Below are 18,459 nucleotides of genomic sequence, written 5' to 3' on the forward strand. Positions count from 1 at the left end.
GGTCAGCCTCCGGCCGTCTCGGGTTCGTCGTCGGTCGCCGGTTCGTCGTCCCTTTCGGCCGTCTCGTCGTCCACGTCCGTGCCAGCAGTCTCTTCGTCAGCAGAGCGTCGGCGGCGGTAGAGCACCGCAGCGACGACGAGGAGCACCAAGAGGACGACCAAGAGGAGGAGGAGCCACGGAATGCCGTCGCCGACGGGTTCGACGATTCCGACGGCGACCCGATAGGTGTCGGAGAGTTTCGTCTCCTCGTCGGGTTCGTCGTATTGGAAGTCTACGAGCAGCGGGTAGTCTTTCAGGGTCGCGCCCTCGGTCGCGCTGATGGCGAACGTCAACTGGACGGTCTCGTTCGGTTCGAGGCGGTCGACGAACGCCTGTTCGTCGTCAGTACTCAACGGATCGTCGACGAACACGCGGGCGTCGACGTTGCTGACCGTGACGTCGGCGTTGTTGGTGACGGTGAGAGTCACCAACGCTGTGTCCCCGGCCTCGATAGTGGCGTTCTCGGTTGTGACGCCGAACACCGGTCGTCTGTCAGCGACGCCGACGACGCCGGGCAGCGAGTCGCTCTCGCGGTTCTCGCGGTCTCGGTTCCGGTACTCGACGACGAACGAGACTCGGCGGTCACCGGGTTCGGTCTCGTCTAGCACCTCGACGGGGAACGAGACGGTGGCTGTCTCAGCGGGCGCGAGGCGACCCACGGGCGACTCGTTCTCCCGAATCACGACGTTCTCGCTCCCTGCCGAAAGGCGAACGACGGCATCGGTGACCGTCGTCGGGCCACGGTTGGTGACTGTCGCCAGAAGCGTCCCCTCCGACCCGACCCGCAGCGTCCCCGTGACGTTGCCGACGGCGAAGGCCTGCTCCGGCGCGGCCGTCACACCGAGGAGGGTACTCTCGGCCGGTTGGCTGTCGCCCGTCTCGTCTTCGTAGGTGGCTCGGAGTCGAAGAGGATAGCGCTGGCCGCCCCCGTCTTCGGGGGCTGTCACCTGATACGAGACCGTCCGGCGCTCGTCGGGCGCTAACTCGTCGATGAACCGCGACGCGTTCGCCGACTCCTGAATCTGTAGCTCGCCGCTCTGTGAGCGCAGTGAGACGCGAACCTGCTGTATGGCTTCCTCGCCGGCGTTTTCGAGCGTCACCGTGACGTTGCCGTCGTCGCCCGCCCGAACCGTCTCGTTCAAATCGACGACACGGACCGTGTCGGTCTCGCCCGCGACCGACAGCGTCGAAGAGAGGGGGTCGGTCGCGCGCCGGTCGCCGTCGGCGGTCGTGTAGCGCACGACGAACTGGGCCTGCTTCGGGACGGTCGCGGCGTCTTCCGAGACGACGACGGGCAACCGGAACTGCGCGGCCTCGCCCTCTGAGAGATTTCCGACGGCGTACTCCGTCTCCTGTGGGACGAGCGACTCGCTCGTCGAGCGAATCTCGACGACGACGTTCTCGACATCGCGCGGCCCGTCGTTTACCACCCGGCCGGTGAGGTCGCTCTTCGCCCCGACTTCGAGCGCACCGCTGACGCCGCTGACGGAGAACCCCTGTTCCGGGGCGGGTCTGATGGCGAGGGAGATTGCCTCCGAGCGTTGCCGGTCGCCATCTTCGTCCTCGTAGTTGACCCGCACGTCGAACGGGTACTCCTGCGGAGCCGTGTCGTTCGGTGCGGCCACCTGGAACCGGACGGTCCGGCGCTCGCCGGGGTCCCACTGCCCGACCGCGCGACTTCCGTTCACCCCGCCAGACGCCCCGACTGTCAGGTCACCGCTCACCGACTGTAACTGGACTACCGAGTCGGTGAGTTCCTCCTCGCCCGTGTAGCGAAGGGTGAGCGCGACGGTGCCGTCCTCGCCGACCTGCACGTCGTTCTCGACGTTAGTCACTCGGAACTGGTCGGCCGCGCCCTCGACGCGATAACGCGCCGCCAGCCGTTGACTCTCCAAGACATCGCCCTCCGCGTTTCGATACTCGACGACGAATTCGAACTGCTTTCGGCCCGGTCGCGCCCCGTCGCGGACGCGAATCGGGAACTCGAAGGTCTCGTTCTCGCCGCTGTCGAAGCTTCCGAGGACGTACTCCGATTCGAGCGCTACGAAGTCGTCGCTGGGCGGGATCACTCGGAGAACTGCCGACTCGGCGTCCTGTGGACCGTCGTTCTCGATGACACCTGAGATGGTGCCGTCGCGCCCGACCCGTAACTGGCTCTCGGGGTCGTCCACGTCGAACCCCTGTTCGGCGTCGGGCGTGACGCCGAACTGCACGTCGTCTGCGACCTGCTCGTCACCATCCTCGTCGGTGTAGCGGGTTGTCACCGAGACGGGGTACTCGCCGGTCGCGGCTGCCGCCGGGAGCCGCGTCGCGAGCTCGAAGGTCCGCTCTTCGCCCGCCTCCCACTGGGCGACGAACCGCGACGTGTTTGACGCGTTGCCGAAGCGGAGCGCACGGTCGAGCGAGGAGAACGTCACCCGAGCGTCCCGGAGCGTCTCCTCGCCGTCGTTGACGAGCGTTACGCTCGCCGTCCCGCGGTCGCCGACCTGCGAGGCCGACTCGACTTCGACTACCTCGATTACGTCGACTTCCTCTCGAATCCGCACTGTCTCGAACAGCGGGTCGCTCGTCCGCCGCTCCCCCTCGTCGTTCGTGTAGCGGACGGCGAACTCGAACTGCCGGTCGGTCGGTTCGACGGTATCGTCGATCCGGAGCGGCAGTTCGAAGTCGACCTCTTCGCCCTCGTCGAGGTCGCGGAGCGGGACCTCGCGCTGGCGCGGCGTCACGCCCTCGATGTCGGATCGGTACACCAACACCGCGTCGGAGACGTCGCGCGGCCCGTCGTTCGTCACCGTCCCGTCGATAGTCCCGTCGTCACTCACCCGGAGGTCCCCCGAGACGTCCTCCAAGTCGAACGACTGCTCGTCGTCGGGTTCGACGCCGAACTGCACGTCGTCTGCGACCTGCTCGTCACCGTCCTCGTCGGTGTAGCGGGTCGTCACCGAGACGGGATACTCGTCGGTCGCCGAGTCGTTCGAGAACTGCGTCGGGAGGTCGAACGTCCGTTCCTCGCCGGCCTCCCAGTCGCCGACGAACCGCGTCGTGTTCCGCGCCTCGCCGAATCGGAACCCCGCGTCGAGTGAGGAGAACGTCACTCGGGCGTCCTCCACGTCCTCGTCGCCCTCGTTTTCGAGCGTCACGGTCACGGTCCCGCGCGCGCCGACCTGCGCGTCGGAATCCACGTCCACAACGTCGATTACGTCCTCCTGTTCCCGTATCTTGACGTCGGCGAACAGCGGCCCGCTCGTGCGTCGCTCGCCGTCTTTGGTCGTATACCGGAGGGCGAACTCGAACTGCCGCGTCGTCGGCTTCGCCGACCCGTCGACCCGGAACGGGAGCGTGACGGTCCGCGAGTCGTCCTTCTCGAACTCGCTGAGGGCGACTTCGGACTTCAGCGGCGTGACTCCTTCGGCCGTCTCGCGGACGACTAACACCGCTTGCTCGACGTCGCGTGGGCCGTCGTTCTCGACGGTCACGTCGATCTCGCCGTCGTCGCCCGCCCGGAGCGACCCGTCGATGTCGTCGACGTGGAACCCTTGTTCCCGCTCGGGCTTCACGCCAAACGAAAGGGGTGCCGACTGGACTGTGGTCCCCTCGGAGCCCGGATAGCGGACGACGACCGTGAGGGGGTACCGCTGTCGGCTGGCGTCCGCAGTCGGCGTGACGGCGAACTTCACACGCTTCTTCTCGCCCTCCTCCCAGTCGCCGACGAACCGGCTCCCGTTGAGCCCGCTCCCGATGCGGATTTCGGGGTTCTCAGAGCGCAGTACGACCGTCGCGTCCGAGAGGTCTCCCAGATCCTCGTTCTCTAGCTTGACCGAGACCGTCCCCGACTCGTTGATTCGGAGGTCCGAGTCGACGTCCACGAGTCGAACTCTCTGACTCCCCGACGAACTGGTTTCGGTCACCTCGTCCCCACTCCCGTCGCCCGTTCCATCGTCCGTACCGCCGTCCGTAGCGCCCGTATCCGTCGTCTCCGCGAGCGAGACACCAGCGGCTGTCGCGATCGGTGCGGTGACCACCAGCACGAGTACCACGACGAGAGCGCGACTCATCGTCCGCCAGCGACCCTACTGAACGCGCTCTGTGGGAGCGTCGGTCGCTCTCGGCGTCCGCTGCGGTGTGCCATCTACGCGACACCCTCCCACGAGAGCCACTTTGTATGGCATACTCTATCGCGATAGCGTCGTTCTAACCCCCTCCCGCTCGTTGTTCGGTCACTTGCATAATCCCGGATTACCGAGCGACGATTCGGCGGTCACGAGCGCCCGTTCGCTTCGGAGGAGTCGCTGATCCCTCGGCATCTCGGGGACGCTCCGTCGAACAGGTCTTCTCACGACGACACGACCGTTCTCACAGCGTGCGAGCGCCATCCATCTCAAGGAGTTCCTCCAGCGGGAGTTCGGATTCAATGTGTAGCGTTAACTGTTAACACGACCGCGGCCGAAGTTACGGACGAACGTTCTGACGCGCCGAGTGACGGGAGACTATCGGGACGAACGTTCGCCACGGAGGACACCATGGCAACAGCCACACCAGACGTCGAACAGCTCATGCGGAACTATCAGGAGCTCTGGAACGAGGAGCGGTACGCGAAGATTCCCGAGTTGGTCTCCGAATCTATCACCGTCCACGATCCCGGCCACCCTGAAGTCATAGAGGGTCGCGACGGGTTAGAAGCGTATCTCAGAGAGCTTCACGAGGGGTTCCCGGACTTCCACGTGACAATCGAAGAGATGCTCACGAGCGGCGACACCGTCATGGCGAAGTGGACAGTCACGGGAACGCACGAGGGACAGTTCGGCGAGTTCCCCCCGACCGGTAACGCGATGGAGCTCGAAGGTATGGACAAAGTCCTGCTCAACGACGGGAAGATTCTGGAACATCGAGCGCACTACGACACGCGAGAGATGTTCGAACAGCTCGGCCTCACGGACGGATAACGACGCCGTCTGTGAATCCCATTTTATGTGCGACTTCTGACGCCATTCGCACAAGACCAACTCTGCTGAAGCAGAGTAATCATCGCTTCGGGGATGGAATCAACTAGAGAAATCCGGTATTTGGAAGCATGGACGCCCCGCACTGCTGCTGGCTGGGACTGGAATCGCCACGCCTTCTGACGATTATGTAGAGTTCAGATAAGGGGATGGGGTCGGAGGGATTGTGAACCAGCGGCAGACGGTCGCTCACTACGTTCGCGCTGCGACTGCCACGGTTCAAATCCGCCTCAGTTACGAACACACGCGGCGCTCGAATTCGAGCGCCGCGAGAAGTTAGTGGGGTCGGAGGGATTTGAACCCCCGATCGGCTGATATCTCCGTCCTGTGCCTCGGAACTCCAGAGGGTCATCGTCGCGAACCGGTGATCAGCCGGCCGCTCAGTATATCAGCCCTTGGAGTTTCGTCCCAGGCACGTGGCCTCTGGAGTCAGCCGCCTTCCCGGACTAGGCCACGACCCCGCACTCCGTCGTTTGAGCAGTTGCACTAAAGGGATTTCGATTGGCAGACGGCGGTCAGTCGCGGTCGACCTCGGACCAGTCACAGTCCTGGCACTTGTAGCCCGTGACGAACTCCAGCGCAGAGGGCATGTACCCCACTTCGAGGACGTTGCCGCCGCACTCCGGGCAGTCGCGGTCAGCGTCCGCGATCGGTTCGGCGTCCATGACACTCTCTCCCTCGATGAGTTCGGCGAGGCTCTCGGGAGTCTGCATTCGCCCCTGCACGACGCGGTTGTCGGCCATATCGAAGCGCCGGGCGTGAGACGCCTAAACCTTCCCGTTCACAGCCACGGGGCGCGTTCCTGGTTGGCGTCGTACTCGACGGTTTCGCCCTCGTCGGTCTGCTCGTCGGCGGCGACGCCCTGGGAGGCACCGCCGTCGGCGAAGGCGGCCGTCAGGTCCACCGCATCGGGGTGGTACTCGCTGTGGCGCTCACGGGCGTTGTCCGGGTCGAACGAGAGGAGACCGGTGACGGCCAGCGCGGCGAGTGCGACCGGGGCCTCCGTGGGGACCAGGCCGAGCACGGAGAGCGCGAGGATACCCAGCGCGACGGCGCTCCCGAAGCGGAAGCGGTCGATGTCGACGGCGTTGCGGAGCCACGGACTGGCCAGCGCGACGAGGAGGGCGAACCCGACGCCGATACCGGCGGTAGCCGCGGCGCGGGCGAGCATCTCGGGGTTGGCCTCGACGACCAGCGTCGCGCCGGACGGGTCGACGCTGGCGAGCAGACCGAGGCCGACGATAACCGCCGGTCGCGGCAGTATCTCGCCAATTCGAGCGCTTGCGGTCTGGGCAGCGATGGCGAGGATGACGATGCCCGCGAACCGTTCGAAGACCGAGAGGGTGACAACTCCCTTGATCGTCGGCGCGATCGCCGCCTCGACGACCGCAAGCGGCACGAGGACGGCCCCAATGAGGAGCACCGCTCGGGCCTGTTCGCGGGGACCGCCTTCCATCTCGGCCAGCACGACGGCGACCATCGCGGACCCGCCGAAGACCAGCAGGCCGACTTCGAGCATTCCAGTCCACGTCGAGAGCGCGCCGGCGAGGACGAGCACCGGGAAGATACCGTCGACTAACGGGAGACCCATGACAGTCGCCAGCAGTCGGCCGCCGCGACCGACCCGCCGCTCGATGTTGAGGGCGACCGGGTGTCTGGAGCTACTCATCTAGTGAGCGAGTCGGGGATACCCCTGTACCCGGTGGGAGTCTCCTGCGCCGTCCCGAGAGCCGCGGACACACCGTTTCTGTGTATCGAACCCACCCCAAAATGTATTGTCAGCCGCCGTCGAGCACAACGCTTGCCGGTCGGTGGCCACAAAGGTGGATTCGAAGGGACGCATATCTATAACTATCTTTCAGTAGAGTATTAAACGTTGTGTGAGAAACGGCCCCACACCCCGTGAAACGTGCGAAACAGGCACATCGAACTGGACAACTGTGTCGATGTCGGGCCGTTTGCCGGACAGCCTCGTATGTCAGTATACCGCACTCCTACCGAGTCTCGCAACGTTTTTCCCCGGCCGTACTGGACGATTTACATGGCGAACGATTCCGAGCCTTTCTCCGAGAAACTCCGCGTTCCGGAGGCGTTGACCTTCGACGACGTACTGCTCCGACCGAAAGAGTCCCGCGTCGAACCCGACGAGGCCGATACCGCGACACGGGTCTCGAAGAGCGTGAAACTCAACGTTCCCGTGCTGACAGCGGCGATGGACACCGTCACCGAGAGCGACATGGCCATCGCGATGGCTCGGCAGGGCGGCCTGGGCGTCCTCCACCGTAACATGGACGCAGACGAGATGGCCGCCGAGATCGAACGCGTCAAGCGCGCCGACGAACTCATCATCCGCGATGTCGTCACCGCCGACCCCGAACAGACCGTCAAAGAAGTCGACGAGATGATGGAGCGAGCGGGCGTCTCCGGCGCGCCCGTCGTCGACGAAGCGAGTAACGAAGTGCTCGGCATCATCTCCGGGACCGACATCCGCCCGTACCTCGAAGTCGGCGAGTCCGACGCCGTCACCGAGGCCATGACCGACGAAGTCGTCACGGCCCCCGAAGACGTCTCGCCGCGGGAGGCGCTCGAACTGATGTACGACCACAAAATCGAGCGCGTCCCCATCGTCGACGGCGACAACCGACTCGTCGGTCTCGTGACGATGAAAGGCGTCCTCCAGCGCCGCGAGTACGACGAGGCTGCCCGCGACGACGACGGCAAACTCCGTGCCGGGGCCGCTGTCGGACCATTCGAGGTCGACCGCGCCCAGACCGCGGACGAGGCCGGCGCGGACATCCTCTTCATCGACTGCGCTCACGCGCACAACGCCAACGTCATCGACAGCGCCCGCGAGATAAAGGCCGAAGTCGACGCCGACGTCGTCGTCGGCAACATCGGTACCCGCGAGGCCGCGGAGGCAGTCGTCGACTTCGCCGACGGCGTGAAGGTCGGCATCGGTCCCGGTTCCATCTGTACGACCCGCGTCGTCACTGGCTCCGGGATGCCTCAGATTTCTGCGGTTGCACAGGTCGCCGACGTGGCGAGCCGACAGAACGTGCCCGTCATCGCCGACGGCGGCATCCGCTACTCCGGCGACGCCATCAAGGCCATCGCCGCCGGTGCCGACGCGGTGATGCTCGGGTCGTACTTCGCCGGCACGGACGAGGCACCGGGTCGCGTCATCACGATGAACGGCAAGAAGTACAAGCAGTACCGTGGGATGGGCAGCGTCGGCGCGATGAACGAGGGCGGCGGCGAACGCTACCTGAAGGAAGACGACGAGAACGAGGAGTACGTCCCCGAGGGTGTCGAGGCCGCGACGCCGTACAAGGGGTCGCTCGAATCCGAACTCCACCAGCTCGTCGGCGGGATGCAGTCCGGAATGGGCTACGTCGGTGCCGAGACGATTCCGGAGTTCAAGGAACGCTCCGAATTCGTACGAGTCTCCGCGGCCGGCCAACAGGAGAGCCACCCCCACGACGTGATGATTACCGACGAAGCGCCCAACTACAGCCCCGAGAGCTAACCGCTCTCGCCTTCTGGCGGTTCATCCGCCGCTCGAATCGTTCAGTCGTAGTATTCTTCGTCCAGCGGGAGGTCCACGTCAACTTCCGTGACTGATTCGACGGGCGCGGTCAGCGCCAGCGTCGCACTACACTCCGGACAGACCGTCGCCACCTCGACGTAGAGACGGTCGTCACGCTCGTAGATGTCCAGTACGTCCGAATCCGCGGGATAGAGGTACTCGACCGACACGTCGTGTTCGTGATCGCTGGCGTGCTCGTAGGACATGCAACTACACGTTGTCTCGATAACAGATAGGTGTTTCCGGCGAGTGCGGTTCGCCGAGCGCAAGATACTCCCTGAACGGCGGGATACAGTGGTCCATGACCACCTACGACTGTTACGTCGGCTCCGAGGCGGCGCTCGGCGACCGAGCGCGGTCGGTTCGACGGACCGTCTTCATCGAGGAACAGGGCGTCTCCGAGGCCGAGGAGATGGACGACAAGGACGGCGTCGCCACGCACGTTCTCGTGATAGACGACAGCAAGCCGGTGGCAACCGCCCGCCTCCGACTCGTCGAGGAGACGACGGCCAAGGTCGAACGGGTCGCCGTCCTCGCCGACTACCGTGGGGAGGGACTGGGCGTTCGCGTGATGGACGCCGTCGAGACGGTGGCTGACGACCGCGGTGCGACCGAAGCGAAACTACACGGGCAGACACGCGTACGAGGATTTTACGAGCGTCTCGGCTATGAAGCCGTCGGCGAAGAGTTCGAAGAAGCGGGGATTCCACACGTCGAGATGGTGAAACCCCTCGACTGAGCGGAGCTATTCGCGACCGACGACGAGGTAGGCGATGGCGACGATCGGCCCCATGAAATACCCCACGAAGAAGCCCAGTGCGGTCAGGACGGTCCAGAGCGTCGTGTCTTCGTTCCCGCGGCCTTTCGCGTCCTGATACACCCAGTACGTCACGCCGATGGGGACGATCAGACCGAAAACTGCGCCTAAGAGCAGTATCAGCAGGATGATTATCAGTTCCGGCGCTCCCGGCAGCTGGAGGAGGGGCAACGTCATACGTCGGCCCACTCGGGAGAGGGGTAAATCTTTTCGGGTGGCGGAACCATCGTATCCGGTCTAGAGCGTCCCGCTAGCGAGCGAAAACGCCGATGGTCGGTTCGTAAAAATCGACCCTGTTTGCGTTCGCTTCCGTCTCGCTGTAGCGGCGTTTACACGACTTCGTGTGTCGATATCGGCGACTCGCCACAGTCTACGCAGACGTATCGGTCGTCGACTCTTCGAACTACTGGCGCGTTGCAGGATATGCACTTCATCTGGGCACTTCGCGCGGGTCGTGGATAGCGTCCCATACCCGGATTTCCGCCCGAGTTCGCATGAGTTCCCTGCTTGCGCTTGCTGTCACTGGAGAAACAGACCAGCCACGGTAAACGACGTAGGGAAGCGGGCCGGAAGGGACTGAGCAAACACGTAGTGTCTGCGAAGGTCGAAATGTCACGGGTGTCTTTCGAGAGTTGAACCACTGCCAGACGTGCTCGCTTTGCTGTGCACGACTGGCTTATTTCGACTCCCTCTATAGCCGCTTCGCTCCTCACGAATTGTTCGGAGCAGGAGCGGGCCGGAAGGGATTTGAACCCTCGACCGACGGCTTAAGAGGCCGTCGCTCTGCCAGACTGAGCTACCGGCCCTGCACACACAGGTTGCCGGGGGCTTTGTAAATACGTTTCCTTTCGAATCGGGAGACGCCGCGGCCTCGGCCTGCGACGCTCTGTTTCCGGGGCCACTGGCACCGGTGGTAGAGACGGTGTGATATAAGTGTGTCCCGGCCACATCAAGAGCTAATGAGTGCAGCCAGCGGCATTACGATGGCTTCGATGTCTACGTACGCCATCTTGGGGTGTGGGAGCGTCGGCCACGCCGTGGCGGAGGAACTCGTCGACGAGGGCAAAGACGTTCTCATCCTCGATGCCGACGACGGCCGGGTAGAGGCACTGCGCGACCAGGACCTCAATGCACAGCAAGCTGACATCCGCGAGGCAGACGTCGTCGAGACGCTCCGCGACCGCGACGTCGTCCTCATCATGTCCTCGGACGTCGACGCTAACGCCGAGGCCGTCGAGAACATCCGGAACGCCGACGGCGAGCAGTTCATCGTCGCCCGCGCAGACGACCCGGTCTCGGGCGACGAACTCACCACGTTAGGCGCTGACGTGGTCATCAACCCCTCGACGGTCATCGCCGACTCGGCGCTCCGAGCGCTCGAAACCGGCGAGTTGGAGTTCAAGGCGTCGCAATTGAGCGACGTCATCGACGCCACCGATGACCGGATGGCGATTCTCATCCATCGCTCGCCCGACCCGGACTCCATCGCGTCGGCCGCGGCGCTTCGCGCTATCGCGGAGAGTCGTGATGTCGAGGCGGACATAATCTACGAGGGTGAGATCGGCCATCAGGAGAACCGGGCGTTCGTCAACTTACTCGGCATCGAACTCGCCTCGCGGCAGTCGGTCGACTTAGCCGACTACGATACGTTCGCGCTGGTCGACGTGGCGAAGGGCGGCGAGCCGGACGTCGATAACGTCGACGTCATCATCGACCACTACGAGCACGAAGACGAACACGACGCCACGTTCTCGGACATCCGGCCGAACGTCTCGGCCACCTCGACCATCCTGACGAAGTACATTCAGGAACTCGATCTCACGCTTGACCAGACCGTCGCCACCGCCCTGTTGTACGGCATTCGCGCCGAGACGCTGGATTTCAAGCGCGACACGACGCCCGCGGACCTGACCGCCGCGGCGTACCTCTATCCGTTCGCGGATCACGACACGCTCGAACAGGTCGAGTCGCCATCGATGAGTCCCGAGACGCTCGACGTCCTCGCCGAGGCCATCCGGAACCGGGAGGTGCAGGGGAGTCATCTCGTCTCGAACGCCGGGTTCATCCGAGACCGCGACGCGCTCTCACAGGCCGCACAGCACCTCCTCAATCTCGAAGGCATCACGACGACGGCCGTCTTCGCCATCGCCGACGACACGATCTATCTGGCGGCCCGGTCGAAGGACATCCGCATGAATATCGGGAAAGTCCTCGCCGACGCCTTCGGCGAGATGGGCGAGACGGCGGGTCACTCGACGGACGCCAGCGTGGAGATCCCACTCGGTATCTTCACCGGGCTGGAGACGAACGACGACAACCGCGATACGTTACTCGACCTCACAGAAGAGGCGGTCAAGCGAAAACTGTTCGAGGCGATGGGCGTCGATAGTTCGGGCGGCGAGGGAACGAACGGGAGTTAGGCCGCGACCTCTTCTTCGTCTTCCTCGGCGTCGGGCTGGTGAAGGCGTTCGACGACATCGTTGATGATGATGACGTCGCCGACAGCCTGCACCCAGCGGTAGGGGACGATGACGCCGCGGGCGGACTGGGTCTCGGCGTCGAACAGCTCGGTGTTCAGCTGGTACAGCGCCAGCCCCGTGATTTCGTGCCGGTCGAGGTCCAGACGGAGGTCCTCGACTTCGCCGACGAAGACCCCGTTGTTCGAGTAGACCTCACGCCCGACGAGCGTGGTTATCTCCTGTGGAATGCTCTCCTTATCCATACGCCTGTGCTGGAGCGGGCGGGTCTTAAAGCTTCATTGCGCCGTGTGACTACCGCCACGGCTCAGGGACAGAGCGTCGCTGTTCGGTCGCGTTAGCGCTCACTGCCCGAAAGACGCGAGAGGCTTTTCACCGGACCGCCGCTATATGGACGTGATGACAGAGGTCGCCGCCGGTATCGACGTTCCCGCGACGCCGGCTACAGTCTGGGAGGTACTGACCGACGTCTCCGCGTATCCCCGCTGGAACACGCTGCTCTCGGTACGCGGCGAGCTCGCCGTCGGCGAGACCGTCGACGCGAGGCTCTCGGTCCCCGGACTACCGACGGTGTCGTTCGCTCCGGAAATCACGGTCTTCGACCCGCAGCGAGAACTCAGATGGCAGTCGAGTCTGTTCAGCGTCGATGCCGAACACCGGTTCCTGCTCGAACCGACGACCGGCGGCGGCTGTCGGTTCGTCCAGCGAGAGACCATCGACGGCCCGCTCGCGGCCCGTCTCGTGGACCGATTCGACCGACGACTGGTTCGCGGGTTCGAGCAGATGAATGTCGGCCTCCGTCGGCGCGCGACCGAACTGCAGTAGCCGAGCGCGGACAATCGTAACGACTCGCGACGACCGCGAGACGACCGGAGAGTTTTTGTCGTCAGCGGTCAGCGACAGTCTCGCTCGACGTCGACTGCCCGCCTGAGTCGGGCGTACGTCTCGTCGTCGACAGCGTCCCTGACGAGCGCGTACACACCGCAGATATCGCGTTCGCGGGCCAGCGTCGTGGCGTGGTCGAGGAACCGAACGACGCGGTCCTCGCTCGCGTACAACAAGAAGACGTTGAGATTCTCGAACAGGACCCAGCCACGTCCGGCTCCCAGCGCGTCAAGGCCGCGAGAGAGACGCATACTCAGCCCGGTCAGGTCGTCAGGGACGAGCGGGTCACAGGTCCACATCGGCCCGTCGTAGTCCGACTCCGACCCTGAAATCGGAATCTGGCCGACGGTGTGTACGTCGGCTCCCGCCGCCGACAGTTCGCTGGCGACGGTCGCTGGTGCCGTTGATGCGACGACCAACAGGTTGGCGTAGGCACTCGGAGGCAACTCCCTGAGCGGCGACTGCATCGAGTCGACCGACAACAGCGCTTGCTGGCCCGTCTCCAACGAAATCCCATCGGTGACATCGACAGCGTCCTCGTTGCTACTCACGGCGATCCCACCCGCTCCGGCCGGGAGACTGACGAGTCCCCGGAATGTCCCCTCCACCCATACGTGCGTACCCGTTTGAATGAGCTCCCAGAACCGTTATAAATCTATTCTGTCCGGACTGCCGCAACGCTCATCACGGTAGTGACAACAGTGAACGTATGCCATCGCTGGTCGTCCACTACGCGTTCGTCGGTCTGCTGGCGGCGACGCTGCTCGGTGCGGCATTCGACCGACGGTCGCTCCTCCTCTCGCTCGTCGTCGTGACGATTCCCGACATCGACGCCTTCATCGCACTGTTCTCGCGGGCTGGCCATCGAACCGCGACGACGAATCTCGTCATCCCAGCGATACTCGCGCTCGTCCTCGCGATCGACCTCTACTGGCGAGATGAATCGTTCGTCCGCGCTCGTTGGGGAGCCTACGGCGTCCGTGTCGCGTGGTTCTGCATCGTCGTCTACGCTGTCGGTCACGTCCTCTTCGATACCGTCACCGGCGGTGCGAACCTCCTCTGGCCGATTCACGACGAATTCTACGTCTTCAGGGGGCGGCTCGAACTCTCCACCAAGCGCGGCATCGTCCAGACGTTCGTAGAGTGGGAGACGGATTCGGGTGGGTCGAGCAGGCCCGCCTTGAAATCGATCGGCAACACCAGCACGGTCCAGATGGATACCGGCGTCGACCCCACTCCCGGACAGGCAGAGCCGGAGAACATGGACCGCATCTTCCCTGTCGTGCGCGGCGGCTGGCAGCTGTACGTCCTCGTCACCGGAACGCTGGCGACGGCCGCCCGCTTCGTCGTCGGCTACGACCTCCCCGAGGAGTAAACTCCGTTTCGACTCTTTCATGTAGGCGGTGTCCGACCGGGCAGGCATGGGATTCGAGGTGCATCGCCGACTCAGTGTCGCCGACGGCGTGACGCTGGTCAACGCCGTCGTCGGATTCGTCGCCGGGGCCGTCGCCTTCACCGACCTCCATCTCGCTGCTCGCCTCCTTCTCCTCTCGGTCATCGTCGACGCACTGGACGGTATCGTCGCTCGGAGCGGCGATAGCTCCGAGGTCGGGCCATTGCTCGACTCCATCACGGACGTCATCTCCTTCGGCGTCACACCGAGCCTGTTCGTCTACGTTCTGCTGACTGGCCAGTTCGGGGATATTACGGGCGGAAACCCGCTGGTATTCGTCGTCGTCTCGGTAGTCGCATCGCTCTACGCCCTCCTCTCTATCGTTCGCACGGCGTTTTACTCGACGTACTTCGACGGCCCCGACGAGCGGCCGGGGATGCCGAACTCGCTGGGGGCAATCGTTCTGGCCACCGCCTATCTCGCCGGTATTACCGACCCCGTGGTACTCGCCGCGGCAATCACCGTTCTGGCGGTCGCGCAGGTCGCGCCGTTCGACTACCCCAAACCCGGGGTGAAAACAGTCGTTCCGATGGGTGTGGTTCTGTTCCTCTCCGTCGTCGCGCCGACGGCGTTCGGGCGGGCCGGCCCGCGCATCATGCTCGGCATCGCCGTGCTCTTCTTCGCGTTCTCACCGCGGTACTACTGACGGCTTTGGAGCCGCTGGGACCGGTCAGTCCTCACTCACGCCGAGACGGGACCGCAGGAAGCCAGCGACGACATCGTTGAAGACCGCTGGTTGTTCGAGCATAGCGAGGTGGGCGGCATCGGGGACGACCGCGAACTCGCCGCCCGGAATCTCGGCGGCCAACCGTTCGTGATAGTCCCGCGGTGTGAGCTTGTCGTGTTCGCCACATACCGCCAGCGTCGGCGCGTCGATGGCGTCGAGGCGGTCGGTGACATCGAACTCGTTACAGGTCAGGAAGTCCCGGCGCGTGACGGCCTGACCGACCGCTCGCATTTGTTCTCGCGACCGGGAGAGAAGCGTTTCGTCGGTCGAGTGAAAGAGTCGGTCCCGGCCGTGGAGGAACTCGACGGCCCGGTCGAAGTCGTCGTCAAGCCACTCCCTGAGCGCGTCGTAGACCGGGAGAGACGGTCCCGAACCCGCCAACACGAGCGCGTCCGGTCGCCAGTCAGACTCCAGCGCCACCCACTGGGCGACGGCCCCGCCCAGGGAGTTCCCGACGAGCACGTTCGCACCGACCTCGCGAGCGACGGCAACGACATCGCTCGCGTACGCGATCAAGGTGTTTTTTCCCGGTGTCGTATCGACATCCTCGGACTTCCCGTGCCCGCTCAGATCAACCGCGGCGGCCGGACGAATGAGGCCGTTAGGCGCGTACTGATTGGCCCACACTCGGTGTGTACCGCCGCTGCCGTGGACGTAGAGGGCAGAATGTCCCGATCCCTCTCCCTCGACTACTTGATACGCCGTTGTCCGCCCATCGTGGACGACCGTTTGCATACGCCGTGCGAACGCACCCGACAGATAAAAGAACGCAGGACGCGAATTTGGTGTGAACCGCATTCAAGCAACAATACTAGATATCACTCACGTATGGCGAATTTTGGCGATAGATTTATATAGTTGTCTCACTTACTCAGAGTTAGGATGAATTCAGAACAGCAGTTGTTCGACGAGACGCCCCTCCGCCGGTTCGAGTACGACGACAGCCTCGTGCTCGCGGCGGACGTGGGAGTCGCCGACGACGCCAGTGTGGACGTCGTCGACGGCACGGTCATCGTCGTCCGCGACGGCGAGCAGTACGAGCAGGAACTCCCCAACACTACCGACGCACGAGCGTTTATCAACAACGGCGTCCTCACTATCGAAGTGTCGGACGAGGAGAGTGATATCTGATGAAACTCACTGTCAAACCACTCAAACAGAAGGACGCAGGGCGCGGACTCGCGGCTATCGACCGGGCCGCGATGAGCGAGATGGACCTCGAAAACGGCGATTACATCGTCCTCGATGGTAAGCAGGGACAGCGAGCCGTCGCGCGCGTCTGGCCCGGCTACCCCGAAGACGAGGCGAAGGGCATCGTCCGCATCGACGGGCAACTCCGGCAGGAGGCTGGCGTCGGGATCGACGACAGCGTCACCGTCGAGAAAGCCGACGTGAAGCCAGCGACGGCCATCACCGTCGCGCTCCCGCAGAACCTCCGGGTCCGCGGGAACGTCGGCCCCATGATTCGAAACAACCTCAGCGGGCAGGCTGTCACGCAGGGCCAGACCGTCCCCGTGAGCTTCGGTCTCGGCCCGCTCTCGTCGATGTCCGGGCAGAAGATCCCGCTCAAGATCGCCGAAACCGACCCCGCCGGGACGGTCGTCGTCACGGACTCGACTGACATCCAGGTCAGTGAGAAGCCCGCCGAACAGATTCGCGACGGCGAGGAAGGTGCGGCCGACCGCGAGTCGCCTGATGTGGCCTACGAGGACATCGGCGGACTCGACAACGAACTCGAACAGGTCCGCGAGATGATCGAGTTGCCGATGCGTCACCCCGAGCTGTTCCAGCAACTCGGCATCGAACCGCCGAAGGGCGTCCTGCTCCACGGTCCGCCCGGTACGGGGAAGACCCTCATGGCGAAGGCTGTCGCCAACGAGATAGACGCCTACTTCACGACTATCTCCGGGCCGGAGATCATGTCGAAGTACTACGGCGAGAGCGAGGAGCAACTCCGCGAAATCTTCGAGGAGGCCGAGGAGGAGGCTCCGGCTATCGTCTTCATCGACGAGATTGACTCCATCGCACCCAAGCGCGGCGAGACCCAGGGCGACGTGGAACGCCGCGTCGTCGCCCAACTGCTCTCGCTGATGGACGGCCTCGAAGAGCGCGGCCAGGTCATCGTCATCGGCGCGACCAACCGCGTCGACGCCATCGACCCCGCGCTCCGCCGTGGCGGACGTTTCGACCGCGAGATCGAGATCGGCGTCCCGGACAAAGAAGGCCGCAAGGAAATCCTGCAGGTCCACACCCGCGGGATGCCCGTCGCCGACGACATCGACATCGACGGCTACGCCGAGAGCACCCACGGTTTCGTCGGTGCCGACCTTGAACAGCTGACCAAGGAGGGCGCGATGAACGCCCTCCGGCGCATCCGACCGGAACTCGACCTCGAGTCCGACGAGATAGACGCAGAGGTGCTCGAAAAGCTGGAAGTCACCGAGCGGGACTTCAAGGACGCGATGAAGGGAATCGAACCCTCCGCGCTCCGCGAGGTGTTCGTCGAAGTCCCCGATGTCACGTGGGACTCCGTCGGTGGCTTAGAGGGCACCAAAGAACGGCTCCGTGAGACCATCCAGTGGCCGCTCGAATATACCGAGGTGTTCGAGTCGATGGACTTAGACGCTGCGAAGGGCGTCCTGCTGTACGGCCCGCCGGGCACGGGGAAGACCCTGCTGGCGAAAGCCGTCGCCAACGAGGCCCAGTCGAACTTCATCTCCGTGAAGGGGCCGGAGCTACTGAACAAGTTCGTGGGCGAGTCCGAGAAGGGCGTCCGCGAAGTGTTCAGCAAGGCCCGCGAGAACGCCCCGACGGTGGTGTTCTTCGACGAGATCGACTCCATCGCCGGTGAACGAGGCGGCGGACAGTTCGACTCCGGTGTCGGCGAACGCGTCGTCTCACAACTGCTGACCGAACTCGACGGCATCGAGGAGATGGAGGACGTCGTCGTGGTCGCCACGACCAACCGACCCGACCTCATCGACGACGCGCTCCTGCGCCCGGGCCGACTGGACCGTCACGTCCACGTCCCGGTTCCCGACGAAGGGGCGCGGCGCGCCATCTTCAACGTGCACACCCGACAGAAGCCGCTGGCGGAGGGCGTGGACTTAGACAGCCTCGCCCGTCGGACCGAGGGCTACGTCGGGGCCGACATCGAGGCGGTCTGCCGCGAAGCATCGATGGCCGCGACCCGCGAGTTCATCAACAACGTCGACCCCGAGGACATCGGTGACTCGGTCTCGAACGTCCGCGTGACGATGGACCACTTCGAGCACGCGCTCGACGAAGTCGGGCCCAGCGTCACCGAGGAGACCCGCGAGCGCTACGACGAGATCGAAAAGCGCTTCGACACCGCGGAACCCTCGCTGGGCGACGAGGACGACAAGGTCAGCCGAACGTTCCAGTAGTACGACCTTTTTCGTCGTTGGGTCGCCTACGGCGACCACGCCTCGAAAAACGTCCTCAGAAGTCGAAG

The 18,459-nt window shown here is 64.2% G+C and carries 17 protein-coding genes and 2 tRNA genes; 9 read left to right on the forward strand and 10 right to left on the reverse strand.

Features of this window, described 5'->3' with window-relative positions:
- Positions 1-2: 2 nt before the first annotated feature.
- Positions 3-4,094, reverse strand: a complete 4,092-nt coding sequence (locus E4S61_RS06020; protein ID WP_135302981.1) for a COG1361 S-layer family protein — start codon at positions 4,092-4,094, stop codon at positions 3-5.
- A 465-nt stretch (positions 4,095-4,559) separates the two neighbouring features.
- Here E4S61_RS06020 and E4S61_RS06025 point away from each other — a divergent pair, with 465 nt between their 5' ends.
- Entirely contained in the window at positions 4,560-4,982 is a 423-nt protein-coding gene (locus E4S61_RS06025) for an ester cyclase (RefSeq protein ID WP_135302982.1), read from the forward strand.
- A gap of 337 nt (positions 4,983-5,319) precedes the next feature.
- On the opposite strand, the gene E4S61_RS25280 is transcribed toward E4S61_RS06025, so the two are convergent.
- The 3 genes from E4S61_RS25280 to E4S61_RS06035 all read right to left on the reverse strand — a co-directional run bounded on the left by E4S61_RS25280 (position 5,320) and on the right by E4S61_RS06035 (position 6,708).
- Positions 5,320-5,500 (reverse strand) — tRNA-Trp (locus tag E4S61_RS25280).
- A 54-nt stretch (positions 5,501-5,554) separates the two neighbouring features.
- Positions 5,555-5,782, reverse strand: a complete 228-nt coding sequence (locus E4S61_RS06030; protein WP_135302983.1) for a DUF5795 family protein — start codon at positions 5,780-5,782, stop codon at positions 5,555-5,557.
- 38 nt (positions 5,783-5,820) lie between these two features.
- Positions 5,821-6,708, reverse strand: coding sequence for a DUF5794 domain-containing protein (locus E4S61_RS06035; RefSeq protein ID WP_135302984.1), 888 nt, complete (start codon positions 6,706-6,708; stop codon positions 5,821-5,823).
- Positions 6,709-7,080: 372 nt separating this feature from the next.
- Between E4S61_RS06035 and guaB the strand changes: the two genes are divergently transcribed.
- The gene (gene guaB, locus E4S61_RS06040) at positions 7,081-8,565 is read left to right on the forward strand and encodes an IMP dehydrogenase (protein ID WP_135302985.1); all 1,485 of its coding nucleotides are present in this window, start codon (positions 7,081-7,083) and stop codon (positions 8,563-8,565) included.
- 41 nt (positions 8,566-8,606) lie between these two features.
- Here the strand turns inward: guaB and E4S61_RS06045 are convergent, their stop codons facing one another.
- Positions 8,607-8,831 (reverse strand): hypothetical protein, encoded by a 225-nt coding sequence (locus E4S61_RS06045; protein ID WP_135302986.1) that lies wholly within the window; start codon positions 8,829-8,831, stop codon positions 8,607-8,609.
- Between the two features lie 95 nt (positions 8,832-8,926).
- On the opposite strand from E4S61_RS06045, the gene E4S61_RS06050 reads away from it, so the two are divergent.
- A complete protein-coding gene (locus E4S61_RS06050) occupies positions 8,927-9,364 on the forward strand; it encodes a GNAT family N-acetyltransferase (RefSeq protein WP_135302987.1) in 438 nt (145 codons plus the stop codon).
- Between the two features lie 6 nt (positions 9,365-9,370).
- On the opposite strand, the gene E4S61_RS06055 is transcribed toward E4S61_RS06050, so the two are convergent.
- Together E4S61_RS06055 and E4S61_RS06060 are read right to left on the reverse strand one after the other, a co-directional pair.
- Positions 9,371-9,619 (reverse strand): hypothetical protein, encoded by a 249-nt coding sequence (locus tag E4S61_RS06055; protein ID WP_135302988.1) that lies wholly within the window; start codon positions 9,617-9,619, stop codon positions 9,371-9,373.
- Positions 9,620-10,174: 555 nt separating this feature from the next.
- Positions 10,175-10,248: transfer RNA gene (locus tag E4S61_RS06060), tRNA-Lys, on the reverse strand.
- 153 nt (positions 10,249-10,401) lie between these two features.
- Between E4S61_RS06060 and E4S61_RS06065 the strand changes: the two genes are divergently transcribed.
- Complete coding sequence (locus E4S61_RS06065; RefSeq protein WP_135302989.1) at positions 10,402-11,862, forward strand: DHH family phosphoesterase; 1,461 nt, start codon at positions 10,402-10,404, stop codon at positions 11,860-11,862.
- Here the strand turns inward: E4S61_RS06065 and E4S61_RS06070 are convergent.
- Positions 11,859-12,164, reverse strand: coding sequence for a PRC-barrel domain-containing protein (locus E4S61_RS06070; RefSeq protein ID WP_135302990.1), 306 nt, complete (start codon positions 12,162-12,164; stop codon positions 11,859-11,861). The genes E4S61_RS06065 and E4S61_RS06070 overlap by 4 nt on opposite strands.
- Positions 12,165-12,318: 154 nt before the next feature.
- On the opposite strand from E4S61_RS06070, the gene E4S61_RS06075 reads away from it, so the two are divergent.
- Positions 12,319-12,744: an SRPBCC domain-containing protein gene (locus E4S61_RS06075; RefSeq protein WP_167768424.1), complete on the forward strand. Its 426-nt coding sequence runs from the start codon at positions 12,319-12,321 to the stop codon at positions 12,742-12,744.
- 68 nt (positions 12,745-12,812) lie between these two features.
- On the opposite strand, the gene E4S61_RS06080 is transcribed toward E4S61_RS06075, so the two are convergent.
- Positions 12,813-13,355, reverse strand: coding sequence for a DUF7504 family protein (locus E4S61_RS06080; protein ID WP_245180606.1), 543 nt, complete (start codon positions 13,353-13,355; stop codon positions 12,813-12,815).
- Positions 13,356-13,513: 158 nt separating this feature from the next.
- Here E4S61_RS06080 and E4S61_RS06085 point away from each other — a divergent pair, with 158 nt between their 5' ends.
- Both E4S61_RS06085 and E4S61_RS06090 read left to right on the forward strand, forming a co-directional pair.
- Positions 13,514-14,179 (forward strand): metal-dependent hydrolase, encoded by a 666-nt coding sequence (locus E4S61_RS06085; protein WP_135302992.1) that lies wholly within the window; start codon positions 13,514-13,516, stop codon positions 14,177-14,179.
- Between the two features lie 46 nt (positions 14,180-14,225).
- Positions 14,226-14,903, forward strand: a complete 678-nt coding sequence (locus E4S61_RS06090; RefSeq protein ID WP_135302993.1) for a protein sorting system archaetidylserine synthase — start codon at positions 14,226-14,228, stop codon at positions 14,901-14,903.
- A gap of 24 nt (positions 14,904-14,927) precedes the next feature.
- On the opposite strand, the gene E4S61_RS06095 is transcribed toward E4S61_RS06090, so the two are convergent.
- Positions 14,928-15,719, reverse strand: coding sequence for an alpha/beta fold hydrolase (locus tag E4S61_RS06095; RefSeq protein WP_135302994.1), 792 nt, complete (start codon positions 15,717-15,719; stop codon positions 14,928-14,930).
- Between the two features lie 147 nt (positions 15,720-15,866).
- On the opposite strand from E4S61_RS06095, the gene E4S61_RS06100 reads away from it, so the two are divergent.
- Both E4S61_RS06100 and E4S61_RS06105 read left to right on the forward strand, forming a co-directional pair.
- Entirely contained in the window at positions 15,867-16,115 is a 249-nt protein-coding gene (locus tag E4S61_RS06100) for a DUF7127 family protein (protein WP_135302995.1), read from the forward strand.
- The gene (locus E4S61_RS06105; RefSeq protein WP_135302996.1) at positions 16,115-18,391 is read left to right on the forward strand and encodes a CDC48 family AAA ATPase; all 2,277 of its coding nucleotides are present in this window, start codon (positions 16,115-16,117) and stop codon (positions 18,389-18,391) included. The genes E4S61_RS06100 and E4S61_RS06105 overlap by 1 nt, the downstream gene beginning before the upstream one ends.
- The last annotated feature ends 68 nt before the right edge of the window (positions 18,392-18,459 follow it).

The sequence above is a fragment of the Haloarcula amylovorans genome (genome assembly GCF_004681185.1).
In the GTDB taxonomy this organism is placed as follows: Archaea; Halobacteriota; Halobacteria; order Halobacteriales; family Haloarculaceae; genus Haloarcula; species Haloarcula amylovorans.